Consider the following 24,122-nt stretch of genomic DNA (forward strand, 5'->3'; position numbering starts at 1 on the left):
GTGGCCGCAACCGTTTTCTACCTCGACGAGATTCCCGAACCGGGTGCGGTCGCGGTGCTGGACGGGCCGGAGGGCCGCCATGCCGCGACGGTGCGTCGGATCCGGGTCGGCGAGCCGATCACCCTGTCGGACGGGGCCGGGGTGGTCGCCGCCTCGGAAGTGGTTGCGGCACAGAAGGACCGCCTCGAACTGAAGATCCTGGACCGGGTCGTGGCCGAGCGGGTGTCGCCGCCGGTGACGGTCGTGCAGGCGTTGCCGAAGTCGGATCGCTCCGAGCTGGCCGTCGAGCTGATGACCGAGGCCGGGGTGGACGCCATCGTGCCGTGGCAGGCGGCGCGCTGTGTCGCCAACTGGGAAGGTAAGGCGCGCAAGGGGGTCGACAAGTGGCGGGCGGCCGCGCGGGCCGCGGCGCGGCAGTCTCGGCGGGCCTACATCCCCGAGGTGGGGGAGTTGCACCGCACGCCGGATGTGCTGGAGCTGGTGCGGAACGCGAAGGCGGACAACGGGGTTGTCGCCGCGCTGCACGAGTCGGGCGAGTCCCGGTTCGTCGATCTGCCCCTCGCGCGGGCCTCGCGGGTCGTGTTGATCGTCGGCCCGGAAGGGGGATTGGACGACGTCGAGCTCGAGGCTTTGACTGCCGCCGGTGCCGAGGCGGTCCTGCTGGGGCCCACCGTCTTACGCACGTCTACGGCCGCCGCCGTCGCACTGGGCGCGCTGGGCGCCCTCACGCCGCGCTGGGCGTGACGGCCGCGAGGTCGTGCACGGATATCGGTTGTCGGGCGTCCGGGCTCGAGCCGTTCATGCTGCCTGACCCGCACTGTGCCGCTGGGCGACTGGTGGACGGCAGTCGGGTGTCGGGCATCCGGGGCCGATGAGCCTGCTGCGGGAATCCGGTCGGCCGTGCGCGTATGTGGTTCACGGCTCGCACGCGCATCGGTATTGCCGTTATCGTTGAGCGTGTTCGTGAATCGGAAGACCCGTCGCCGATCCGGGACGGGGGCGCTCGAGGAGAAGCTCGCGACGACGCTGGCGAGCCTGCCGATACCCGAACCGTGGGACCGGGGGCGATTTATCGAGGGTGTGGCCGAGCTGCGCGGGCGGCCGATCACGGTCATTCCCGCGGGGCGGCTCGAACTGCCCGAGCTCGGCGAAAGCCCTTGCGGCCTGTGGTTACTGCGCGAACACGACGACATCATCGTCCACGAGGACGCCACCTCGGAGTACCACATGGATCAGATCGTGTGTCACGAGATCGGGCATATGGTGCTCGGGCACGGGCAGGCCGAGCCGCCCGCCGACGGCGAACTCGGTGATCCGCGGTACGCCGCCGTCCTGCCCGATCTCGATCCGTCGACGGTCCGCGGTGTCCTCGGCCGCTCACACTACGGAGACGATCTGGAGCGTGAGGCCGAGACGTTCGCGAGCATGCTGCTGGTCGCCGCGGTGTCGCGGCGGCAGGGCGGCGACGTTCGACGACTGTTCTTCGGGCAGCGGTGACTTCGTCGGTACCGGCCGCGGTGGCGTGGCCGATCCTCGGGGTGTCGGCAGTGGTGCTCCTACTGCGGTGGCTGTGGTTCAGCGGCAGTCCCGTCGAGCGCTATCTCAACGGCGGGCTCACTGTCGTCCTGCTCACTCAGTTGTTGCGCGAGGATGCGGTGCAGCGCGCCGTTTCCGGTCGGACGGGGCTGAATGTGGGGTCGATTCAGCAGCTTTCGCTGGCGACCATCGTCTGTTCGATGGTCCCGTTGCTGTGCGTCGTGGGCTTGCTATCCGGTATGTCGCCGAAAGCTGTTGGGCGGCAACGTAATGTGCTGAGTGGGCTGACGGCGCTGAGCCTGGCCGTCATGCTGGTGGCCGGGACTCGGGCGCGCCGTGCGGACCTGCCGATATATGTGAGCGGGGGATGGGACGGCGTGCTGTTCTGGGTCGCCTTCTCGGCGGTGCAGCTCGTATTCGCGTGGGTGGCGATCCGGCAGTGCCTGGTGGAGTTCCGGCGGCCCGGCGCTCCCCGGGGTGTGCGGGTCGTCGCGGTCTTTCTCGCGGTCGTGGTGACGATCATCGGAGTGCAGGTGTGGCTCGAGCCGGTGTTCGCGCTGCTGCAGGAGGTGCGGGTGGTCGACTCCCTCGGATACCGGCTCCGCGCGGAGGCGCAGAACTACTTCTGGAGTGCCACGGCGGGTTTCGCCGTCTCCATGGTGCCGATGGCAACGGCGTTCACTCGATACCTCGGCTGGGACGCGACGACCAGACGATGGCGGCGGCTTTCGGTCCTGTGGCAGGCGATGATCGCGCTGTTCCCCGGCAGTCGGCTGCCGCTGGACACCGGGCGGCGGATGCGCGGAGTCACCACGCTGCAGTTGCAGCGCGCCACGGTCGAGATCCGTGACGGCTTGCTCGAGCTCCGTCCCTACTGCACCGCCGTGGATCCGGCGCGGCTCGCGGAATTCCTGGCGTACGAAAAGGTTCCGCGGTCGGAGCGTGAATCCGCCGAATGGGCGTTGCAATTGGCGACGGCCGCGCGGGACAGGGCGCGGTCTTCGAATCCGCCGAGCGCTGCCGGTGTTCCGCAACCCGTGTCGTCGGCCGCGAACCTGGACGACGAGGTGGCGGAGCTGCTGCGACTCACCGAATGGTGGCCTGCCGCCGAACGTTTCGTCGCGAACAAGGGGAATGGTGTTCCTGGGGGAACACCGGCAGCGACTTCGTCGTCACGAGGCGACCCGGTCGGCAGGCCGTGACGCAGTGGGCAGGCCGTGAGGCAGGGGCGGGCCGTGAGGCAGTGGGCAGGCCGTGAGGCAGTGGGCAGGTCGAGCTCTGGTCGGCAGGCTGTGACCCGATCGGCAGGTGGTGCGTCGGTCGGCAGATCGTGATCCGGTCGGCTCGGGGTTGGGTCGGTCGGCAGATCGTGATCCGGTCGGCTCGGGGTTGGGTCGGTCGGCAGATCATGACCCGGTCAGCCCGGGGTGGGTCGGGCGGAGGTGGCGATCCGGTCAGCCGGGGCGAGCCGTGGCCGGTCGAGGCTGGATGGGCCGAAACCCGCTGTGCGGTAGGAACTGTGCGGTCAGCGACCGTGCCGGGCCGGGCACATCGGTGCCCGGCCCGACAATCCCGTATTCGATGCGGGAGGCGTATCAGGCTCCGGGCGGCGGCGGGAGCGGTTTGCCGTCGGGGCCCATCGGGGGCGGGCACGGCTTGCCGTCGGCACCGACCGGCGGGGGCAGCGGTTTGCCGTCCGGGCCCAGCGGCGGGGGCAGGGGCTTGCCGTCCGGGCCCATCGGGGGTGTCGGGCACCCCTCCGGCGCGGTGTGGTGGTCGGTCTGCACGACATGCGGAGCGGCCGTGGCCGCCCCGGCGCCGACCAGGCCGAAGCCCGCGACCGCGGCGGAAACGAGGATGGTTGCCATCCGAAGCTTCATACAACTTCCTTCTCTCGAACGGTATTGCCCGTCAACGCATTAGACGTGCTGACCGGGACCCGGTTCCGCTTTGCTGCGAGGTGTGGTCCAAACCACAACTGTGGGTGCTCGTTCTCGAGGAGGACAGCCCTCGTTCCCGCGGCCGGAACTGCGGCTCGGTAGGGGAGTCGGGTGCGGGCCGGGGATCGGAGGCTTGACGGACAAGGGAATTCGGGCCGTCAGGAGAATCGCGATGCGGGAATTCGATCGTCGGGCGGTGCTTCGGCACGCCGTGACCGGGGCGGCCGTCGCCGCGGTGGCGGGGGTGGCGGGCGCGACGTTCACGGGATGCGCCGAGCCCGAATCATCCCCGGTAACGCCGCGGAAGACCTATCTCACCGGGGTGCTGGCTCCCGTGGGCGAGGAGACCACCGCCGAGAACCTGACCGTGGACGGGCGCATCCCGCCGGAGCTGTCGGGCCGGTATCTGCGCAACGGCCCGAATCCGAAGCCCGGCACCGACACCGGGCTGTGGTGGAGTGGGGCCGGGATGATCCACGGCGTCCGGCTGCGGGACGGGCGGGCGGAGTGGTATCGCAATCGCTGGGTGCGGACCGTCGACGCGCCGCAGCGGACTCCGGACGGCAAGCGGGACTTGCGGGTCGGCGCCGCGAACACGAACATCATCGCGCACGGAGGTCGGATTCTGGCGTTGTACGAGGTGTCCTACCCGTACCGACTCAGCCCCGATCTGGATACCTTGGGCCCCTACGATTTCGGTGGTCGACTGCACACGCCCATGACGGCGCATCCGAAGGTCGACCCGGTCACCGGGGAGTTGCACTTCTTCGGATTCTCCCAGCGGCCACCGCAATTGACCTACTACCGCGCCTCGGCCGCCGGGCTGCTCGAGCACAGCCTGCCGATCACGCTGCCCGGTCCGGAGTCGCCGTTCGTCCACGACTTCGCGATCACGGCCGACTATGTGATCTGGCCGGACCTGCCGGTCGTCTGGGATCGCGCCGCGCAACAGGCAGGCTTCCCGAACTGGAGCGACACCCACCCCGCCCGCCTGGGTGTGATGCCGCGAAATGCCGCCTCCGACACCGAAATACGCTGGTACCCGGTCGATCCGAGATGGGCCTTTCACATCGGCAACGCCTATCAGCTGCCCGACGGCAGGATCGTCGTCGACGGGATCAGCGGAGACCGCGAAGCATGGCGGGGCGTGGACGCGATCTTCAAGGGCACCGCGGAGCGACGCGGCGCCGGATTCGCCTACCGCTGGATCCTGGATCCCGCGACGGGCACGTCCGCCGAATACGCATTGGACGACACGGCAACCGAATTCCCCACCATCAACGACACCCACCTGGGCCGACCCCACCGCTACCTCTACAGCCCCACCTCACCACTGGCCCCGACCCGCGACAACGTCATCACCAAGCTGGACACCGGCGCCGGTACCCGGTCCGTCCACCGCCTGGCACCCGACATCGTCTCGGGCGAAACGGTTTTCGCACCCGCCGCCCAGCCGACCGGCGAGGACGGCGGCTACCTGATCTCGATCGTCCACAACGCGGCCCGCGACCAATCCGCCCTGCTCATCCTCGACGCCACCGCCCTCACGAGCCGCCCCCTCGCCACCGTCCACCTCCCACACCGAGTCCCCTACGGCTTCCACGGCCACTGGATCCCCGACCCGCAATGAGGATCGAGCGGTCGACACGGACCGCATGCCCGCGGCACCCCATGGTGTGGTATCTGTCCTGGTATCATCTGCTCATGGCATGGACTATGCGCCTTCCCGACGACGAGGATGCTGCCCTCGACAAACAGGCCAAGGTCGAAGGGCGGTCCAAGCACGAGATCACCCGGGATGCCCTGCGTCTGTATCTGCTGCGGAATCGCACCTGGGAAACCCCGCTGTTCGCCGATGACGAGGGCGTCGACCTGGGCGGTCCGATCACCAAGGAAGACATCCGGAACATCATGCACCGGTCCGCATGATCGTCATTGCGGATACCTCCGGAGTTCTCGCGCTGCTGAACCGTAGTGACCCCGAGCATCTGGCGGCGCGCCGTGCGGCAAATGCGGCCAGCACCCTGGTGGTGAGCGCGCTGTCGCTGACAGAGGTCCATCATGTGGCCACCGCGCGTGCCGGGCGCGCCGTTGCGGACCAGCTGTTGCTGCTGCTGGCCGACCGCATCGCAACTACACGCGTCGAGGTCGCCAACACCGACGCCGCACAGATCAGGACGGCGGTCGGGATCCGGAGTCATTACGGCGGACTGGATCTGGACCTGGTCGATGCCGTCTGCGTCGCATTGGCAGCCGAATACGACACCGACACGATTCTGACCCTGGACCGGCGCGACTTCCGCACCCTCCGCCCACTGACCCGTTACCCGGCGTTTCGTGTCCTACCCGACGATATGGACTGAGCCTGCGTGAGTGGCGCCGCCACGAACTGCGCGGCGGCGACATCGAATCCCGCTATCCCGGCGTGCTCACCAGCATCATCGCCGCCGCCCGCGACCGGGTGTGAACCTCTGGGAACCAGATACGGCTACATCGGCGGCGACCGTTCCGCCGCTCGAATCGGCTGCTTTACGCGCGGGCCAGGCGTCGCCCGAGGGCCATCAGCAGAGCTACTTCCAGGCCGATGGTGATCAGTCCGATGACGGCGCTGATCGGCGAGGCGGGCATCATGAACGCGGTGTGGGAGACGAGGATGCCTCCGATGAGCCAGAGACGATGGCCGTCGGTCCAGTTGCCCGCCCTGCGCCAGCGCAGGACCAGCCAGCCGAACGGGATCGCCGCCATCGCTGCGACGATCAGCCGGAGCCCCGGCGACATCATGTCGCCGAACAGCAGGTCCGGCCCGAGACCGAGCGGTAGCAGCGTGGTCAGGAAAGCCATCGTCAAGTACGCCGACACGATGCCGACCACCACGGGTCGCGGCGCCCGCCGATCGCTGCGGACTCCGTCCGGCAACCGGAGTCGAGGCAGCACCCGCAGGGCCGTCCAGGCCAGCAGCGCCAGCGCCACGACGTAAGCAACCGTCAATCCCCACGGGGTTCGGTATCCGGGATCCTCCGTGGCCGAGACGATGCCTCGCAGCCCGAGCACGCCGAGGACTGCCAGTACTCCCGTGACAACGAATCCACCTGTGCGCAAATAGGTTTGATTGCGCAGGTTGGGGAAGAGCAGGTCGGCGATCATGATGGGCAGCAACACACTGAGCACGACATGGACACCGATTTGCGATTCCCAGTAGGTCCAGTTGATGCCGAAGGCGCGCAGGCCCCAGTCGGCGGCGCCATACATCTGCGGACTCGTCAGCGCCTGCAGGCCGAGACCGTCCTCTGCCACCTGGTAGGCCAGACCGAGCACCACCAGGCTCGGCCAGCCGCCGCCGACCCGGACGACCGCCTCCCGAATGACCAGGATCCCCGCGCCGTACATCACCATCAACAGTGGCAGGAGCAGCCAGGTTATCGGGACGGCGACGGCGGTGAAGGTCAGTTCCGCACACAGTGTCGTCAGCAGCACCAGGGTCCACGCGGCACGCAGTCGGCCCCGCTCGAATCGGGTGTGGCCTGGTCGAGGGTCGGCGGCCGTGGCGCGATCGGAGTTCATTCGCGCGCGTCGATCAAGGTTCGGATGTCGATCTTTCCCATGGCGTGGACGGCGTCGAGGACCCGGTCGGCGGCCTCGGGTTCGGCGTCACTCAGCAGTTCACCCAGGGCCTTCGGGATGACCTGCCAACTGACCCCGAAGCGGTCCGTCAGCGAGCCGCCCGGCCCGGGCTTTCCGCCGTCGGTGAGGGCTGCCCATATCCTGTCCACCTCTTCCTGAGTGTCGCAGTCGACATAGAGCGAGACAGCTCCGGTGAAGGTGAACTGCGGGCCGCCGTTGAACGCGATGAATCGCTGGCCGGCCAGTCGAAAGGTGACGGTCGTGGCGCGGCCGTGGCGATCGTGTTGGATGTCGACGATTTCGGAGTCGGCGAACAGGCTCGTGTAGTAGTCGGCGGCCTGCTCGGCACGGCCGTCGAACCACAGGAATGTGCTGACGTGCATGGTTGTCTCCTCGATATCGGGTTCGCGGGTGCCCGGGTTCATCGGTGTGCCGGGGCGGGGTAGTCGTCGAGTTCGACCGTGTTGGCCAATCGCTGCATGCCGCGGCCGGTCAACCGTTTCGGCAGATAGGGCAGCATTCGGATGGATCGGTTGCGCAGCCACAGCTGCACCGGCGAGTCCGGCATCAGGCCGCCGTCGCCGGCGCCGCGGGCGAATTCCTGTGCCTGGCGGGCGAATCCGCGCATCTTGCGTTCGTAGGTGGGATAGGCGAGGTGGTGGTCGCCGTCGGCGGTCACGAGTTCACCGGCGAGGATATACGCTCCGACCAGCGCCAGGCTGGTGCCGATACCGGACATCGGTGAGGCGCAGTAGGCCGCGTCCCCGAGCAATACGGACCGGCCGCGCGACCAGGCCGGCATCTGGACCTGGCTGACCCGATCGAAGTAGAACTCCGGCGCGTCCCAGATCGCGGACAGCATCCGCGGGATCTCCCACCCGCCACCTTCGAAGGCGCGCACCACGATTCGTTTCTGCGCGTCGACATCATCCCGGTCGTAGCGCAGCGGCGCCGAACGCAGGAAGAACCCCGCCAGGGCCGCATCCGTACCGGCCTGCGGGGACAATCCGGCCGTTCGGCCCGGGCGCCCGTCACCGCCGGGGATGGTGTACATCAACTGCCAGCCTTCGAGATCCAGGGACGTGGGCGTGGAGTACAGCGCTATGTAGCAGCCGAGATCGCGAACGAACTGCTCATCGCGACCGAACTGCAGCCTGCGGACGGTGGAGTGCACACCGTCCGCTCCGATCAGCAGGTCGAATCGACGCGGCTCCCCGGTCTCGAACTCGACGTGCACGCCCGTCTCGTCCTGTGCGACCGCGGTGATCGAATCACCGAAGACATAGTCGACATCGTCGCGGGTGACGCCGTGGATGATCCGAGCGAGATCGGTGCGCCGGATCGCCATCTCCGCGATCGGTCCGCCCGAGTCGCCGAAAACCTCGGGACTCATCGTCGCGACTCGCTTGCCCCTGTGGTCGACGAACGCCATGCCGCGGGCTCCGGCGTGCGCCTCGAACACCTGGCCGACGATGCCCATCCGCTCCGCGACCTGCCGGGCGGTGCCGCGAATATCGACCCGGTGGCCGCCGGTACGCGGTGCGGGCGACCGCTCCACGACGGTCGGGTGGAACCCGAACCGGTGCAGCCAGTACGCCAGTGCCGGACCCGCGATCCCCGCGCCGGAAATCAGAACACTTCGGTTCCGCATGAGCTTCTCCTTGTTCGATACGATGTATCGCCGCCGCGTACAAATTATCTGTATCAGGAGATAGACAGCCATTTTATGGCTGGAAAAGTGTACTATTGCACTGGAATTGATCTAGTACACTTCCGCCTCGTGCGGGCCTGACCTGTGGATCGAGGGACTGTGCCGCCGTCGTCGACTCAGCGACCGGATCCGCCGTATCGGCAGATCGTCGCGGACATCCGTGCCCGGATTCTGTCCGGCCGGCTGCGGCCTGGTGATCGGATGCCCTCCATCAGGCAGATCGCCCAGCGGTGGGACGTCGCGCTCGCCACCGCCACCAAGGCGATGGCAATCCTTCGCGACGAGGGCCTCGTCGAAACGAAGGTCGGCTCCGGCACGGTGGTGGGTCCTCGGCGCGGCCGCACCGCCACCGCGCCCCTGCCCCCCTCGGCCCCGCCGCCCGGACCGCGGCCGGGCGGTCTCCCCAAATCGGCGATGACCCGCGCCCACATGCTCCGCACCGCCATCGCGATCGCCGACCTCGAGGGGCTCGACGCCGTCTCGATGCGTCGGCTCGGGGCCGAACTCGGCGTCGGGCCGATGTCGCTGTACCGGCACGTGGCGAACAAGGACGAGCTGGTGACGCAGATGGCCGATGCCGCCTTCGGGCCCGCCGCGCTCCCCGATCCGGGTCCGGAAGGCTGGCGCGCCAAGCTCGAGCTGATCGCCCGCCGGCAATGGCAGCTGTGCCGCCGCCACCTCTGGCTGCCCCGGGCCGTCTCGTTCACCCGCCCGCTGCTCGCGCCCAACATGATGGCCCACACCGAGTGGACCCTGCGCGCACTCGACGGCCTGGGGCTGCCCATGGCGACGCGGATGCGCGAGGCACTCACCCTGCACGCGCTGGTCATCAGCATCGGACTCGCCATGGCCGACGAGGCCGAAGCCGAGCAGAACACCGGCATCACGCTCGACCGATGGCAGCAGGCACAGCGGGCACGAACAGACGAGCTGCTCACCAGCGGCCGCTTCCCGCTGCTGGCGGCGAGCTCAGCGGAAACGGTGTCCGACCTCGACGCACTGTTCGAATACGGACTCGCCCGCCACCTCGACGGATTCGCCGCGCTGCTGGCGCCCCGTCATGTCCCGGACGGTAGGTAATCCGGCAGTCGGATCGTCGAGTTCGCGAATATGCGGTGATTCGTCACTGTGCGGCAACGGTTTCGGGGGAGTGGGTGGCGCGCGAACCGGAGGCGAGAGTGGCGACCAGAACGGCTGCGGCGAGGACGAGTATGCCCACATAGCCCGCCAGTCCGGCCCAGCCGTGCCAGCTGTAGGCGAGTCCGGCGGCGGCGCCGACTATCGAGCTGCCGAGGTAGTAGGCGAACAGGTAGAGGGAGGAGGCGGCGGCGCGGTTGCCGGTGGCGGCGGCGCCGACCCAGCCGCTGGCCACCGAGTGGGCGGCGAAAAAGCCTGCGGTGCAGAGGAGTACGCCGAGCAGGATGAGCGGGAGGTTGTCGGGGATCGTGATCACGAGCCCGACGGCCATGGCGCAGATCGAGATCGCCAGCACCCGCGCGCGGCCGTGGCGGTCGGCCAGGCGACCGGCCGCGGCGGAGGTGACCGTGCCCGCCAGGTACATCACGAATACCAATCCCACTGTGGCGGCGGACAGTCCGAACGGTTCCGTGGTGAGGCGGTAGCCGAGGAAGTTGTACATCGAGACGAAGCTGCCCATCAGGACGAAGGCCAGCCCGAACAGCGGCAGCAGCGTCCGGTGCCGCAGATGGCCGGCGAAATCGGCTGCCAGCGAACGGATTCCGAGCGGGCGCGGCACGAACTGCCGCGAGGCGGGCAGGCAGCGCACGAACCACACCGTGCACAGCGCCGCGGCCACCGCCAGGACCGCATCGCCCCACCGCCACGACCCCAGCTCCAGGGTGAACGCCGGAATGAGCCGTCCCGCAAGGCCTCCGATGCTGGTGCCCGCCACGTACACGCCCATCGCCGCGCCGAGCCCGCCCGCGCCGATCTCCTCGGCCAGGTACGCCATCGCCACCGCCGGGACCCCGGCCAGCGCCAGGCCCTGCAGCGCCCGACCCGCCAGCAGCACATCCAGTGACGGGCTCAACGGCAGCAGCAGGCCGATCACGCTCGCCGCCACCGCCGACGCGATCATCACCCGGGTGCGGCCGAACCGGCCGGACAGCACGCTCACCGGCACGATCGCGATCGCCAGCAGCCCGGTGGTCAGCGATACCGCCAGCGCCGCGTGCGCCGGCGTCGCCCCGAACGCCGCCGACAGGCTCGGCAGCAGCGCCTGCGCGCTGTACATCGAGGCGAAGGTGGTCAGCCCCGCGGCGAACAGCGCCAGCGCGATCCGGCGCTCGTGTGCCGCGGTATCGGTCGAGGTGGCGGCGGCTGCGGTGGACATGACCTCAGCATCGACCCGCCGGGCTTCGAAAGGAAATGCATAATAATCTACAAGTTGATGCACTGACAGCATTAGCGCAGCTCCCGCCCGAAAGGTGCGCCGTGCCGAGTGACGATTTGCACTGGTTCCTGACCCTCGCCGAGCTGGAACGCGTCGGTGCCGCCGCCGACCAACTACACCTCGCCCAGCCCACGCTGTCGCGGATGCTGGCCCGGCTCGAACACCGCCTCGGGGTGCGGCTGTTCGACCGCCACGGAAAACGCCTGACGCTCAACGACTTCGGGCGCGTCTATTACGAGCACGCTCGCCGGGCCCAGGCCGAACTGGACGCCGCCGGTCGGGAGCTGTCCGATCTCGCCAATCCGGCCAAAGGCGTGGTACGGCTGACGTTTCTGCACTCGGGCGGGGCGCGGCTGGTGCCGGAGCTCGTCGCCGGGTTCCGCCGGATTTCGGGCCGCATCACCTTCTCCCTCAGCCAGGACGACGCCGGGGCCGTGACGAGCCGCGTGCTGGACGGGGCCGCGGATCTGGGTCTGGTGTCTCCGAGACCCGCCGCCGCGGGCCTCGGCTGGCGCACCCTGCTGCGACAGCGCCTCGCGTTGGGAGTCCCCGCCGACCACCGGCTCGCGGGGCGGCGCCAGGTCCGCCTGGCCGAGGCCGCCGACGCCGAATTTGTCGCCATGCCCACCGGCTTCGGAATGCGCCGCATCCTCGACGACCTCTGTGCCGCAGCGGATTTCCGCCCGCACATCGACCTCGAAGCCAGCGACCTGGTCACCGTCGCCGGACTGGTGGCCGCCGGGCTCGGGGTCGCGCTGCTGCCGATGGAGGAACCGCCGATCCGGGGCCCGCACACCGGTCCGGTGCTGGTTCCGCTCGCCGATCCGGGTGCGGCCCGCGCCGTCGGCCTGATCTGGTCGGCGAACGCCGTGCCGTCGGACGCCGTGCGCCGTTTCCGCGACTTCGCCTTCGACTGGGCCCAGCGGTGAACGACGCCCCGGTCCGCGGGCGGCACGGTCGGCTACCCGGGGTAGCGGCGGGGGAAACCTTCCGGAACGCGCCTGTGACCTGGTGGTAGCCGCATATTCACTGGGCGGTGTCGGTGGTCCGCGTTAAACTTTCATCACACGACACGACACGTTCGAGACCGGAAGCAGGCCATAGCACCTATTGCGAACCTCAGGCGACATCGGCGACCCGACAACTCCCCAGGCCGGCATCGGAGCCGGCGGCAACGGCTCGGGCCCTGCCGCGCGGACCGTTCGTTCCAGCATCGAACTCGCTCCCGAATCCGTCTTCGGCTTCCTCGGCTCGGCCGACGAGAATCTCCGTGAACTCGAAGGACTGCTCGACGCCGACATCCACGTCCGTGGCAATTCGGTGACGCTGACCGGCCGGGCCGCCGACGTGGCGCTGGCCGAGCGTGTGATCGAGCAGCTGGTGGCCCTGACCGGCCGCAATCGCGTTGTGACGCCGGAGGCGGTCCGGCACACGTACTCCATGCTCACCGAGGGTTCCTCGGACTCCCCGGCCGAGGTGCTGAGCCTGGACATCCTGTCCCGCCGCGGCAAGACCATCCGCCCCAAGACGCTGAACCAGAAGCGCTACGTCGACGCGATCGACGAGCACACCATCGTCTTCGGGATCGGCCCGGCCGGTACCGGCAAGACCTATCTCGCCGTGGCCAAGGCCGTGCAGGCGCTGCAGACCAAGCAGGTCAACCGGATCATCCTCACCCGCCCCGCGGTGGAGGCGGGCGAGCGCCTCGGCTTCCTGCCGGGCACGCTCAACGAGAAGATCGACCCGTACCTGCGCCCGCTCTACGACGCGCTGCACGACATGATGGATCCCGAGGCCATCCCGAAGCTGATGCAGTCCGGTGTCATCGAGGTCGCGCCGCTGGCCTACATGCGCGGCCGTTCGCTCAACGACTCGTTCATCATCCTGGACGAGGCGCAGAACACCACTCCCGAGCAGATGAAGATGTTCCTGACCCGGCTCGGCTTCGGCTCCAAGATCGTCGTCACCGGCGACATCACGCAGGTCGACCTGCCGGGTGGGACCAGGTCGGGCCTGCGGGTGGTCAGCGAGATCCTCGGCGATGTCGACGACATCCATTTCGCCGAGCTGAACTCCAGCGACGTGGTGCGGCACCGCCTGGTGTCGGAGATCGTCGACGCCTACGACCGCTACGAGGCCGAGGACCGCCCCCAGCTGTCGCACTACCCGGGCAACCGGGCGCAGCGCCGCGCCGCAGGGCGGGCCGGTCGGCGCTGAGCGCGAAGTGCAGCCCATTAGGCTGACAGGGTGAGTATCGAGATCGCCAACGAGTCGGGTATGGACGTATCCGAGGAGGAACTGGTCAGCGTCGCACGCTTCGCGATCGGGCGGATGGACGTGCATCCGGCCGCGGAGCTGTCGATGGTGCTGGTCGATCTCGATACCATGGCCGACCTGCACATGCGCTGGATGGATCTGCCGGGTCCGACCGATGTGATGTCGTTCCCGATGGACGAGCTGGAGCCGGGCGGCAGGCCCGATGGCAGCGAACCGGGTCCGTCGATGCTCGGCGATATCGTGCTGTGCCCCGAGTTCGCGGCCGCGCAGGCGACCAAGGCGGGGCATTCGGTCGATCACGAGCTGGCGCTGCTGACCGTGCACGGCGTGCTGCATCTGCTCGGCTACGACCACGCCGAGCCCGAAGAGGAGAAGGAGATGTTCGGCCTGCAGAACCGGCTGCTCGCCGAATGGTACGAGAGCCTGCGCGAGGCGCAGCGCCGTGCCGAACTCGCCGAACGCGACAGGCGGCTGCTGGGCAAGACCGGGTTCACCGCGCCCGGTGATCCCCTGGATCCCGCGTGAATTCTCTGGTCCTGCTGATACTGGCGGTACTGCTGGTCCCGGTGGGCGGCGTGTTCGCCGCCGTGGACGCGTCCCTGGCCACCATCTCACCCGCCCGCGTCGAGGATCTGGTGCGGGCCGACCGGGGCGGCGCCCGGCGGTTGTCCCGGATCGTCGTGGACCGTCCCCGATACGTGAATCTCGTTGTGCTGCTTCGCCTGGCGTGCGAGATCACCGCCACCGTGCTGCTGGCGGCCGCGCTCAGCGACTGGCTCAGCACCGGCTGGGCGCTGGTGCTCACGGCGGTGGTGATGGTGCTGGTCGACTACATGGTCATCGGCGTCGGCCCGCGCACCCTGGGCCGCCAGCACGCCTATTCGATCGCGCTCGGCGCGGCGCTGCCGCTGCAGGCGATCGGCTCGCTGCTGGGGCCGGTGAGCCGGCTGCTGATCCTGATCGGTAACGCCATCACCCCCGGTAAGGGATTTCGCAACGGCCCCTTCGCCTCCGAGGTCGAGCTGCGCGAGGTCGTGGACATGGCCCAGCAGAGCGGCGTGGTGGACTCCGACGAGCGCCGGATGATCCAGTCGGTGTTCGAACTCGGCGATACTGCGGCGCGCGCGGTGATGGTGCCGCGCACCGAGATGGTGTGGATCGAGGAGGACAAGACCGCGGCACAGGCGATGTCGCTGGCGGTGCGGTCCGGGCATTCGCGGATTCCCGTGATCGGCGAGAACGTCGATGACATCGTCGGCGTCGTCTATCTGAAAGACCTTGTGCCGTACGCGGATCGGGGCAAGAAGGTGCGGGTGCGCGAGGTGATGCGGCCGCCGGTGTTCGTGCCCGACTCCAAGCCACTGGACGCGCTGCTGGACGAGATGCAGCGCCGCCGCATCCACATGGCGCTGCTGGTCGACGAGTACGGCGGCATCGCCGGGCTGGTCACCATCGAGGACGTGCTGGAGGAGATCGTCGGGGAGATCGCCGACGAGTACGACACCGATGAGATAGCCCCGGTCGAGGAGCTCGGCGGCGGCAAGTACCGGGTGTCGGCGCGGCTGTCGGTGGAGGATCTGGGCGAGCTGTTCGGTATGGCGATCGACGAGGAGGACGTCGATACCGTCGGCGGCCTGCTGGCGCACGCGCTGGGCCGGGTTCCGCTGCCGGGGTCCAAGGTCGTCGCGCACGGGCTGCAACTGCGCGGCGAGGGCGGTGCCGACGCCCGCGGCCGGGTGCGGGTGCACACGGTGGTGGTCAAGCGCGCCCCGGACAAGTCGGATACGGAGAAGTCGGAGGCCGAGGGCGGGAAGCCGGTCACCGCGGAGACCACGGACGAGCATCCGCCCACCGCAACAGCGGGCTCGAAACGCAAGGGGCGCAACGGGTTTGCCGAGTACGAGGACGGAGAGAGCGATGACTGAAACCCTGGAGGGCGAGGACGGCAAGCTGCTGGTGCTGGCGCGCGGTGCCATGGGGCGCACCGGCGGCGGCAGCGGCGCGGCGGTCCGCGACACCGACGGCCGCACCTACGCCGCGGGCGTCGTGGAGCTGAAGGCGTTGCCGCTGACCGCATTGCAGGCCGCGGTGGCGGCCGCGATCTCCAGCGGCGCCGAGGGCTTCGAAGCGGCCGTCGTGGTCGGGGGCCTGCGGCAGGACGCGGGAATCGCTGCCGTGCACGAGGTTTCGCCCGACGCGCGGGTCATCCTCACCGATCGCAAAGGGACCGTGACCGAGACCGTCCAGGGTGGTGGCGACCCCTACGGGGTCGAGAACCCGATCGGCGGCGAGACGAACACCGGGCACGGCCGCGGCGCCCCGGCGGGCTTCGATATCGACACCGAATCCGAGGTGTTCGAATGAGCTCCGGCTCGTCGAAGGACGAATTCCGTTCCGGCTTCGTCTGTTTCGTCGGCCGCCCCAATACGGGCAAGTCGACGCTCACCAATGCCATGGTGGGCCAGAAGATCGCGATCACGTCCTCGCGCCCGCAGACCACCCGGCACACCATCCGGGGCATCGTGCACCGCGAGCACGCGCAGCTGATCCTGGTCGACACCCCGGGCCTGCACCGGCCGCGGACGCTGCTGGGGCAGCGGCTCAACGACCTGGTGCGCGACACCTATTCCGAGGTCGATGTCATCGCCGTGTGCATCCCGGCCGACGAGAAGATCGGCCCCGGCGACCGCTGGATCGTGCAGCAGGTCAAGCAGATGGCGCCGAAGACCACCCTGCTCGGTGTGGTCACCAAGATCGACAAGGTGGGTCGCGACCAGGTCGCCCAGCAGCTGGTCGCCGTCTCCGAACTACTGGGGCCCGAGGCCGACGTGGTCCCGGTCTCGGCGGTCAAGGGCGAGCAGGTCGAGGTGCTCGTGGACGTCATCGCCTCGAAAATGCCGGAGGGCCCGGCCTTCTACCCCGACGGCGAGCTGACCGACGAGCCCGAGGAAACGCTCATGGCCGAGCTGATCCGCGAGGCCGCGCTCGAGGGCGTGCGCGACGAGCTGCCGCATTCGCTGGCCGTCGTCATCGAGGAAATCCTCCCGCGCGAGGAGAACGAAGACCTGCTCGACGTGCATGCCCTGCTCTACGTGGAACGCCCCAGCCAGAAGGCCATCGTCATCGGCAAGCGCGGCACCCGGCTCAAGGAGGTCGGCACCGCCGCCCGCAAGCAGATCGAGCACATCCTCGGCACCCGCATCTACCTGCACCTGCACGTCAAGGTCGCCAAGGATTGGCAGCGCGATCCGAAACAGCTGGGCAAGCTGGGCTTCTGAGGAGATCCCCTGCGGCGCACCGGTCGCGCCGGTAACCTCTGGCGATACGCATCTCGATCACCGACGTGGGCCGTGCGAACCGCGCTGACGGGCAAGGCCTTTCGGTGCCGCATCGGTGCCGAGTCGAGGTGCCACGGGAAACGATGCGGCCGGACGGCGCGATATCAGGGTGTCGCCGGTTGATGACGGAGGGGGCAACGTGCCGGTCGTCACCACCTATTTGAGCCTGCTACGCACCCTGTTCGTCCCCGACGAGCGTCCGCGGGTGCTGCCACACCTGCGCGATACCGTGCTGCGCCGCAACCGTCCGCTGCCGCCGCCGATCGTATGCCTGGTGTCCGAGCGCGCCGCGACGGGTGAGTTGCTGAGCAGGACTTCAGCGTGGCTCGAGGCCAGCCGCCGCCGCGCGGCCCCGCGCATGTATGTCGATATCGCCGAGATCGCCCCGGGAACAGGCGATTCCGGTGCCGACGACGTCGTCGCCGAATGCAAGGGCGTGCTCGACCGGCTGCGGATCGGTCTCGCCCGGGACAACACGGGCATGGGACGCATCCGATTTCGGCGGTATCGCACGGTGGCATGGCTGGTCGATCAGGACTTCGGTGATGGCCACGACGTCCGGGCCGACCTGAAACAACGGCTGCCGGACCTGATTCGCGGCCCCGGCCAACCGGTGAGTGATCAGGTACCGGCCGATGATGCCGGGATCCCGTTGATCAAGCGCGTGCTGAACCTGGTTCTGCTGCTGCAATGGGCTGTCCGGCAGTGGATTTCGCTGAGCTGGCGGATCTCCTGGCTGTCGTCGAACAACCGGTGGTTCATGAACCAGCGGTACCTGAGTCCCGAGTTGTCGGACAGCTTCCTGGGTTTCGCCAGCCGCCTGGTGCAGCCCAACCGCCGCTACGAGGATCCCGAACAGGTGGCGAAGCTGCTGGTGCACGCGTTCCTGGAGGACCTGCGGCGCACCTACCGGCGTCGGCTGTGGCGGCCTTCGAGCTGGCGTCGCACCGCGTATCCCGTTGTCCTGCTGGACCGTTCGGGACCTGGCACACCCGGTGCCGCGGTGATGCGGCGACTGAGCGATATTCGCAACGAGGCCGGTATGTTCGACCCGCTGCTGGTGGTCGCCACCATGGCCCGCCCGCTGGACGACCGGGAGCCGGGCGAGCTGGAGCACGTCGGAACCGGGAAACTCGAAGGCGCACAGGCCGACCCGCTGGCACAGTGGCGCGACACGATCGGGGAGGACCGCCGCCGGCGGGTGCCCGGCGCCTGGTATCTGCGGTTGCGGCTGCCGGATCGGCTGGCGACGCTCGACCGCGAGCTGCGCCCGACTCCCGACCCGCGGCCGCCGAAACCGCCGCCGGGCGGCCGGAAATGGGTGGTCGCGACCGTGACGCTGGCCCTGCTCGCCGCCGTCGTCGTGCCCACCACGCTGTGGACCGTATCGGACCGCGCCCGGCACTGCGGGCGCGGATGGTGGAAGTCCGACCGCGCCGCCGCCGTCGTCCGCGCGGGCGGCGAATGCGTCGGTTACAGCACCGACGGCAGCTTCCTGTTCGGCGACGACGAGACGCTGACCACGTTGCAGCGGCAGGTTTTCGAGCAGAATCGGAAGGTCGAGCGGAACCATCGGGACAATCCGCGGCGGCCGGTGGTGTCGGTGGTCTACTTCGCGGGCCTGACCTACTCCGACACCAATGTGCGGTATCCGCGCGCGCAGGCCGAGGAACTGGCCGGGCTCGCCATGCGGCAGCACGAGATGAACCGGATGCAAAGCACATCCGAGCCGCTGCTGCGGGTCATCGTGGCCAACGGCGGATCGAATATGGCGCGGGCGGGGTGGGTGACCGACAACCTGCTGCGCGATCTCGTGCATACCGATCCGAGCATCGTCGGGGTGGTCGGATTGGACCGCAGCAGCACCGACACCCGCGGTGCCATAGCGCGACTCGGCGAATGGGGTGTGCCGGTCCTGCCGACCATGCTGTCCGGGGAGGGGCTGAGCGAGGCGTCGCCCCTGTACCTGCAGCCGGTGCCGAGCAATCGGTCCCAGGCTCGGCTGGTGGCCGATTATGTCGCGGGCGCGCGGTATTCGAGTACGGAGGACCGGGCGGGGCAGTCCCGCTACGACTCACTCGTGCTCTACTACCCCGTCGACCGGGACGACCTGTACGTCAACAGCCTGGTCGACGCCCTGCGCGCGGAGCTGACGCGGCGGCGCATTCCCTTCCGGGAGCAGTCCTGGACCGAACAGCAGGAGCTGAACCGGGTGCCCGCGCCGTGCTCGGGCGGGGCGGCGAACCCGCGCGAGGTGCATTTCTTCGCGGGCCGCAACCACGACTTCGTCTCGTTCCTCAAGGCCATGACCGTCGGCTGCGGCGGTGCGGCGCTGCCCACGATCGTCGCCGACGACGCGGCCACGCGGGTCATCGCCGACCCGCACGGCCTGGATGTCGTCCCGATCGGGCTGCCGGTTCGCTACGTCACCAAGGGCGCCCCGGTGGTGCTGGGCGGCAGGGACTGCGTCGACGGGGTGGGTCGGCTCGGAAACCGGCCTACGGGACCGGGTTTCAGCAATTTCTGCAATCTGCTCGCCGAGCTGGTCTCCCGGACCGGGGGCGGGTACCGGCCGGTCTGGCCGGCCGACCGCACCGGGCTGGCCTTCGAGGTCGCGGGCCTGTTCCTCGACGCGGTCCGGCAGAACGGGGGCCGGTTCCACCATCCGGACGGGGCCGAGGCCGTGCCGAACCGCGCGGCCATCGCCATGGAACTGCGTGAACGCGACTATCCGGGAGTGACCGGGCGGCTGCGGTTCGGCGGCGAGCGGGTGGCCGAGGACGCCACGCTCGGGATCCTGCGCACCGGCAATGTGCGAGATCAGAAGGAGGCGCAGCGCTGTGTGCTGCTGATCGGCGACATGGTCGACAGCGGCGCGGATCGCGGAGCCGACGGCTGCCCGGTCGGCACCCGCGTCGAGGACGAGGCGTGGGCGCCGCCGCGGTGAGTCGGCGGTGCGTCAGGCGGGCCGTTCCCACCAGGCGTCGGGGCGGTGGCGCTCCCAGCGAAGTTCGGATTCCAGTTGGGACGCAACCGAAACCAGCATCGCTTCGGAATCGGCCGGGCCCATGAGCTGGGCGCCGACGGGCAGTCCGGCGTCGGTGAAACCGGCGGGGACGTTGATGCTGGGCCAGCCCAGTACATTCCACGGCCAGGTGTAGGGGCAGGCGGCGGTGATGAGGGCGTCGGTGGCGGTGACGCCGAGGCCGTCCATGGCGTCCACGGGCGGGGGCGGGGTCGCGGTGGTGGGAGCCAGGACCAGGTCGTAGTCGTCGAAGAAGCGGCCGATCTGCCGGTGCAGCAACGGTTCCGCGGCGCGGGCGGCGAACAGGGCCGGGCCGCCCAGCACCAGGCCCATCGCGGCGTTGAACCGGGTGCGCGAATCCACTTGGGCGCCTGGTCGTTTCGCCAGCTCGGCGCGGATGCCGGTCATCGAGCGCGGCAGGAAGCTGGCACCCATCACGATGCCGTAGTGCAGGTCGGCAACGGTGACCTCGTGCCCGAGCCCGCGCAGCGTATTCGCCGTGGCATGTACCCGGTCGGCCACCTCGGGGTCCAGTGCGGTCCTGGTGGCGGTGAACGGGATGCGCAGCGACAGTGCGATTTTCAGCTTTCCGGGATCGCGTCCGACGGCCTCCGACACCTGGAGCTCGGGCGGCGTGTGCTTGTCGCCGGGATGCGGCCCGGCCGCGACGTCGAGCAGCAGCGCGGCGTCGGCGACGGTGCGCGCGAGCGGGCCGTTGACGGTGAGCCCGTTGAACGATTCGGCCCGCGGCCAGGTGGAGATGCGGCCGCGCTGCGGCTTGATCCCGACCAGATTCGTCCACGAGGACGGGATGCGCACCGAGCCCGCACCGTCGGAACCCAGTGCGGCAGGCACCAATCCGGCCGCGACCGCCGCCGCGGAACCGCCCGAGGAGCCGCCGGGGGTGCGCCCGGCATTCCAGGGGTTGCGGGTGTAGCCGAAGGATTCGGCATCGGTGAACGGCCACTGGCCGATCTCGCAGGTGTTGGTCTTGCCGACGATCACCGCGCCCGCGGCCTTCAGCCTGCGCACCGCCTCGGCGTCCTCGGTCTGCGCCGGGAAGTCGCCGCCGCAGCCGAATGCCGTTGGCTCCCCGGCGATATCGGTATCGTCCTTGATCGCGATCGGCACGCCCAGCAGCGGCAGCCGGGCCCCGGCGGCCACCTGCCGGTCGGCCTCCGCGGCCTCGGCGAGGGCACGCTCGCGGCGAATCACCCGGAAGGCGTTGAGCTTCGGCTGACTCGCCTCGATCCGGTCGAGGGCGTCGGTGGTGGCCGCCACCGCGGTGGTCGCGCCCTGGGCGATCGCGGCCGCCATCTCGGCCAGCCCGAGGTCGCGTGTCGAGGCCGTGGTCATGGTGATCTCCGTCTCCTCCGTCTGCTGGAAAGGTAGCGCGCATCTGGTCGTACGTCCAGGATGGGTGTCCCTTTCCTTGCGACGTGGGCCCGGATAGCTCGCTGACCTGGGCTTGGAGAGTCCTGCTCGGAAGGCGGGCGGGCACCGGACTCCGGTGGCCGCGAGCCGTAGTCGAATTGTGATGTCGCGCGGTCTGCATTTTCGCAGGTCGGCCGTCCAGTGCCATCGACGCCGAGGGTGCAAGCGCCCTACGATGCTTCTTCGTGAAGTGGATGTCCCGAGCGTTCGGCTCGAAAGAGCTACCGCTACAACTGCGTTCGGATCTGGAGTCGGAAGGGATCGTCGTATTCGGTCCCATCAGCGGATCGGTCGCGCACCGCAGTTATCGGACAGCGCTGCACTACGCCTCGTCGAGCTGGGAGAACATCGATACCGGTGCCGTCGCGATGAGCCGGCGCCGCCTGATCGTGTGGGGCAACCGCACCGCGCTGATCGACGTCCCGCTCGGTCACCCCGCCGTCACGATGGAGCCGCAGGGCCCCGAACGCATGCTGCTCGAGTCGGACAACTTCGCCATCGACCGCGCACGCAGCGGCTGGACCACCCTGCTCCTGCGCACCTTGCACGCCCCCCGCATCGCCCAGGTATACCGCGAGGGCGTCGGCGTCCAGCCGTGAGCCGGGGCGTGGCGGTCGGGCGCTGTCGTCCGGGCGTGGGAGGATAGGGCCGTGCGTTTGTATCGTGATCATGCGGTAGTGCTGCGCCAGCACAAGCTGGGGGAGGCCGATCGCATCGTCACGCTGCTCACGCGTCAGCACGGGCTGGTGCGGGCGGTGGCCAAGGGGGTGCGGCGCACGCGGTCGAAGTTCGGGGCGCGGCTGGAGCCGTTCGCGTACGTCGATATTCAGCTGTATCCCGGGCGCAATCTCGACACCGTCACCCAGGTGCACACGGTCGAGGCGTTCGCGGCCGATATCGTCGCCGACTACGGCCGCTACACCACCGCGTGCGCGGTGCTGGAGACCGCCGAGCGGCTGGCCGGCGAGGAGCGCGCCCCGGCGCCGCGGCTGCACACCCTCACCGCCGGTGCGCTGCGCGCGATCGCCGCCCAGCAGCGCCCGCACGAACTGATTCTGGACGCATTCCTGTTGCGCGCCATGGGTTTCGCGGGCTGGGCGCCCGCGCTGGACGACTGCGCCCGGTGCGCCACCCCCGGCCCGCACCGCGCCTTCCACGTGGCCGCCGGGGGAGCCGTGTGCGTGCACTGCCGCCCGCCGGGCTCGGCCACCCCGGCGGTGGGTGTGCTGGACCTGATGAGCGCCCTCTGCCGCGGCGAATGGTCGGGTATCGACACCGTCTCCGAATCGGTGCGCCGCCAGGCCAGCGGCCTCACCGCCGCCCACCTGCAATGGCACCTCGAACGCCAGCTCCGCACCCTGCCCCTCATCGAACGCACCCGCCCGCACGGCGCGGTACCGGAGCCGGAGGAGAGCCGGGTCGGCTGAGCGGATCGTTTGCCAGGCAACGGAATTCGATTCGGCGCCCCGGCGGCGACCTTCGACCGGTGAGCGTGTCTCCACGGCGGACGGTGGGTACCTGCCGAACGGTTACCACCGTGCGATCAACGACGACAACAACTCTCCCAGCCAACCCCCCGCGGACATCCTGGACCCGGTTCGCGCAGATCGGCCCGGACCGGGCTCGCCCGCCGCTCCCTCTCCCGCACCGCGCACAGCCAGCCGGCCCACACGGTCATGTTCGAACTCATCACCGTGACCGCGCCGCCACAGCCAATCGATATCGTGCTCCTGGATCAGTTCGTCCAGCCGCCGCCACAGATCGACATCCACAATCGCCTGCCCGTCACCGGTCAGCGAACCGTCGACCCGCCACTGCGGCAACGACCTGGACACGCCGAGCACCACATACTCACTGTCCGTAGACAATCGGACCGCGGCCCGACGCGACAACTCTTCCAACGCGCAGACCACCGCCATCAGCTCCATACGGCTGCCGGTGGTAGACGGTTCGCCTCCGAAGATCTCCCCTTCACCGTGCCCCGAACGCAGTAGCGCGCCCCATCCACCGGGCCCCGGACTACCCCAGCACACGCCGCCGGCGAAGATCTCGACGACGTCCTCCCCGCCATTCGCCATACCGCACGACGTTACGCCTCCGGTCACCTCCGGTACCACCATGGCGTGAAAGCGACGCGACACCGCGGCCCGATCACGTCACTCGATGTGAGGACGGGAAACCCGAACCGTGTGGTCCGGGTCGTTCAGGAGTTCGCGAGTCAGGGCTTCGGTCCACCAGCGTTCGACCCGATCCGGGAGCCAGGCGCGTTCGACGGTCAGGGTGAGGTAGACGTCGATATTGCACAGGGCGGCGAAAATGTCTACGGCCGTGGGGATGTCGAGTTCCGGGCGCAGCGTGCCCGCGGGCCACGACTCGAAGACCTGGATGCGGGTTTCGTCGGCGAGGCTGCGGCCGCGGCGGTAGGCGTCCGCGAGGTCGGGCTCGGTGCGGCCCGCCTCGCGGATCAGGCCGATCAGATCGCCGGAGTGTTCGAAGAGGCGGCGGTCGTATCCGGCCATCGCGGCGAGCTGGCGGCGGGGATCGGTGGCGCCCTCCAACTCGGTGAGCATTCGCGACATGTCGGCGGTCAGGTCCGCCGCCTCCACCAGCGCCCGGACCAGGCCGGTCTTGTTGGTGTAGGCGGCGTAGACGGTCGGGACCGAGACCCCCGCCTCGCGGGCCACATCGCGCACCGTGGTCGTCGCCCAGCCCTGGGCGACGAACAGGCGGCGGGCGGCATCGGCGATATCGGCGCGGGTGCGATGGGCCTGCGCCTGCCTGCGGAGCGAGTCGTAGCGCCGCCGTTCCGGTTGTGCGTCCGTCATTG

At 69.3% G+C, this 24,122-nt stretch carries 24 protein-coding genes; 16 read left to right on the top strand and 8 right to left on the bottom strand.

Annotated features, from left to right (window positions below; all coding sequences use genetic code 11):
• The 3 genes from NM1_RS07220 to NM1_RS07230 all read left to right on the top strand — a co-directional run bounded on the left by NM1_RS07220 (position 1) and on the right by NM1_RS07230 (position 2,738).
• Positions 1-744 carry a 16S rRNA (uracil(1498)-N(3))-methyltransferase gene (locus NM1_RS07220; protein ID WP_068015440.1) on the top strand — a complete coding sequence of 248 codons (744 nt, stop codon included), beginning with the start codon at positions 1-3 and terminating at the stop codon, positions 742-744.
• A 219-nt stretch (positions 745-963) separates the two neighbouring features.
• Positions 964-1,497: a hypothetical protein gene (locus tag NM1_RS07225; RefSeq protein WP_246010804.1), complete on the top strand. Its 534-nt coding sequence runs from the start codon at positions 964-966 to the stop codon at positions 1,495-1,497.
• Positions 1,494-2,738 (top strand): MAB_1171c family putative transporter, encoded by a 1,245-nt coding sequence (locus NM1_RS07230; protein WP_068015443.1) that lies wholly within the window; start codon positions 1,494-1,496, stop codon positions 2,736-2,738. The genes NM1_RS07225 and NM1_RS07230 overlap by 4 nt, the downstream gene beginning before the upstream one ends.
• 393 nt (positions 2,739-3,131) lie before the next feature.
• Here NM1_RS07230 and NM1_RS07235 read toward each other — a convergent pair whose 3' ends face one another.
• The gene (locus NM1_RS07235; protein WP_068015445.1) at positions 3,132-3,416 is read right to left on the bottom strand and encodes a hypothetical protein; all 285 of its coding nucleotides are present in this window, start codon (positions 3,414-3,416) and stop codon (positions 3,132-3,134) included.
• A 232-nt stretch (positions 3,417-3,648) separates the two neighbouring features.
• Between NM1_RS07235 and NM1_RS07240 the strand changes: the two genes are divergently transcribed.
• The 3 genes from NM1_RS07240 (at position 3,649) to NM1_RS07250 (ending at position 5,839) form a co-directional block, all read left to right on the top strand.
• Positions 3,649-5,106 carry a carotenoid oxygenase family protein gene (locus NM1_RS07240; RefSeq protein WP_084519240.1) on the top strand — a complete coding sequence of 486 codons (1,458 nt, stop codon included), beginning with the start codon at positions 3,649-3,651 and terminating at the stop codon, positions 5,104-5,106.
• Positions 5,107-5,180: 74 nt separating this feature from the next.
• A complete protein-coding gene (locus NM1_RS07245; RefSeq protein WP_169814210.1) occupies positions 5,181-5,405 on the top strand; it encodes a ribbon-helix-helix domain-containing protein in 225 nt (74 codons plus the stop codon).
• Complete coding sequence (locus NM1_RS07250) at positions 5,402-5,839, top strand: PIN domain-containing protein (RefSeq protein ID WP_068015450.1); 438 nt, start codon at positions 5,402-5,404, stop codon at positions 5,837-5,839. Before NM1_RS07245 ends, NM1_RS07250 begins: the two co-directional genes overlap by 4 nt.
• A gap of 166 nt (positions 5,840-6,005) precedes the next feature.
• Here the strand turns inward: NM1_RS07250 and NM1_RS07255 are convergent, their stop codons facing one another.
• From NM1_RS07255 to NM1_RS07265, 3 genes are read right to left on the bottom strand one after another with little or no spacing between them, the layout of a single operon-like run.
• Positions 6,006-7,037, bottom strand: coding sequence for a hypothetical protein (locus NM1_RS07255; protein WP_068015453.1), 1,032 nt, complete (start codon positions 7,035-7,037; stop codon positions 6,006-6,008).
• A complete protein-coding gene (locus NM1_RS07260) occupies positions 7,034-7,480 on the bottom strand; it encodes a VOC family protein (protein ID WP_068015597.1) in 447 nt (148 codons plus the stop codon). The genes NM1_RS07255 and NM1_RS07260 overlap by 4 nt, the downstream gene beginning before the upstream one ends.
• Positions 7,481-7,518: 38 nt before the next feature.
• Positions 7,519-8,748 carry an FAD-dependent monooxygenase gene (locus NM1_RS07265; protein ID WP_068015456.1) on the bottom strand — a complete coding sequence of 410 codons (1,230 nt, stop codon included), beginning with the start codon at positions 8,746-8,748 and terminating at the stop codon, positions 7,519-7,521.
• Between the two features lie 159 nt (positions 8,749-8,907).
• Here NM1_RS07265 and NM1_RS07270 point away from each other — a divergent pair, with 159 nt between their 5' ends.
• A complete protein-coding gene (locus tag NM1_RS07270; RefSeq protein WP_068015459.1) occupies positions 8,908-9,888 on the top strand; it encodes a GntR family transcriptional regulator in 981 nt (326 codons plus the stop codon).
• A gap of 43 nt (positions 9,889-9,931) precedes the next feature.
• Here the strand turns inward: NM1_RS07270 and NM1_RS07275 are convergent, their stop codons facing one another.
• Complete coding sequence (locus NM1_RS07275) at positions 9,932-11,161, bottom strand: MFS transporter (protein WP_068015461.1); 1,230 nt, start codon at positions 11,159-11,161, stop codon at positions 9,932-9,934.
• Between the two features lie 101 nt (positions 11,162-11,262).
• On the opposite strand from NM1_RS07275, the gene NM1_RS07280 reads away from it, so the two are divergent.
• The 7 genes from NM1_RS07280 (at position 11,263) to NM1_RS07310 (ending at position 19,783) form a co-directional block, all read left to right on the top strand.
• Entirely contained in the window at positions 11,263-12,150 is an 888-nt protein-coding gene (locus tag NM1_RS07280) for a LysR family transcriptional regulator (protein WP_068015465.1), read from the top strand.
• A gap of 229 nt (positions 12,151-12,379) precedes the next feature.
• Positions 12,380-13,438: a PhoH family protein gene (locus tag NM1_RS07285; RefSeq protein ID WP_068015599.1), complete on the top strand. Its 1,059-nt coding sequence runs from the start codon at positions 12,380-12,382 to the stop codon at positions 13,436-13,438.
• 30 nt (positions 13,439-13,468) lie between these two features.
• The gene (gene ybeY, locus NM1_RS07290) at positions 13,469-14,023 is read left to right on the top strand and encodes an rRNA maturation RNase YbeY (protein ID WP_068015468.1); all 555 of its coding nucleotides are present in this window, start codon (positions 13,469-13,471) and stop codon (positions 14,021-14,023) included.
• Positions 14,020-15,423 carry a hemolysin family protein gene (locus NM1_RS07295; protein ID WP_084519244.1) on the top strand — a complete coding sequence of 468 codons (1,404 nt, stop codon included), beginning with the start codon at positions 14,020-14,022 and terminating at the stop codon, positions 15,421-15,423. The genes ybeY and NM1_RS07295 overlap by 4 nt, the downstream gene beginning before the upstream one ends.
• Positions 15,416-15,862, top strand: a complete 447-nt coding sequence (locus tag NM1_RS07300; RefSeq protein WP_246010803.1) for a cytidine deaminase-like protein — start codon at positions 15,416-15,418, stop codon at positions 15,860-15,862. Before NM1_RS07295 ends, NM1_RS07300 begins: the two co-directional genes overlap by 8 nt.
• Complete coding sequence (gene era / locus NM1_RS07305) at positions 15,859-16,776, top strand: GTPase Era (RefSeq protein ID WP_068015470.1); 918 nt, start codon at positions 15,859-15,861, stop codon at positions 16,774-16,776. Before NM1_RS07300 ends, era begins: the two co-directional genes overlap by 4 nt.
• A gap of 199 nt (positions 16,777-16,975) precedes the next feature.
• Positions 16,976-19,783: a type 1 periplasmic-binding domain-containing protein gene (locus NM1_RS07310; RefSeq protein ID WP_068015474.1), complete on the top strand. Its 2,808-nt coding sequence runs from the start codon at positions 16,976-16,978 to the stop codon at positions 19,781-19,783.
• Between the two features lie 12 nt (positions 19,784-19,795).
• Here the strand turns inward: NM1_RS07310 and NM1_RS07315 are convergent, their stop codons facing one another.
• Positions 19,796-21,217 carry an amidase gene (locus NM1_RS07315; RefSeq protein ID WP_068015477.1) on the bottom strand — a complete coding sequence of 474 codons (1,422 nt, stop codon included), beginning with the start codon at positions 21,215-21,217 and terminating at the stop codon, positions 19,796-19,798.
• Positions 21,218-21,480: 263 nt separating this feature from the next.
• Between NM1_RS07315 and NM1_RS07320 the strand changes: the two genes are divergently transcribed.
• Both NM1_RS07320 and recO read left to right on the top strand, forming a co-directional pair.
• On the top strand, positions 21,481-21,894 hold the full coding sequence (locus NM1_RS07320; RefSeq protein WP_068015479.1) for a hypothetical protein: 414 nt from the start codon (positions 21,481-21,483) through the stop codon (positions 21,892-21,894).
• Positions 21,895-21,945: 51 nt separating this feature from the next.
• On the top strand, positions 21,946-22,722 hold the full coding sequence (gene recO, locus NM1_RS07325) for a DNA repair protein RecO (protein ID WP_068015481.1): 777 nt from the start codon (positions 21,946-21,948) through the stop codon (positions 22,720-22,722).
• A gap of 102 nt (positions 22,723-22,824) precedes the next feature.
• Here the strand turns inward: recO and NM1_RS07330 are convergent, their stop codons facing one another.
• Both NM1_RS07330 and NM1_RS07335 read right to left on the bottom strand, forming a co-directional pair.
• Positions 22,825-23,415: an RNase H family protein gene (locus NM1_RS07330; protein WP_211339331.1), complete on the bottom strand. Its 591-nt coding sequence runs from the start codon at positions 23,413-23,415 to the stop codon at positions 22,825-22,827.
• Positions 23,416-23,451: 36 nt separating this feature from the next.
• Positions 23,452-24,120: a TetR/AcrR family transcriptional regulator gene (locus NM1_RS07335; RefSeq protein ID WP_068015489.1), complete on the bottom strand. Its 669-nt coding sequence runs from the start codon at positions 24,118-24,120 to the stop codon at positions 23,452-23,454.
• Positions 24,121-24,122 lie beyond the last annotated feature (2 nt).

It is taken from the genome of Nocardia mexicana NBRC 108244 (assembly GCF_001613165.1).
GTDB lineage: Bacteria > Actinomycetota > Actinomycetes > Mycobacteriales > Mycobacteriaceae > Nocardia > Nocardia mexicana.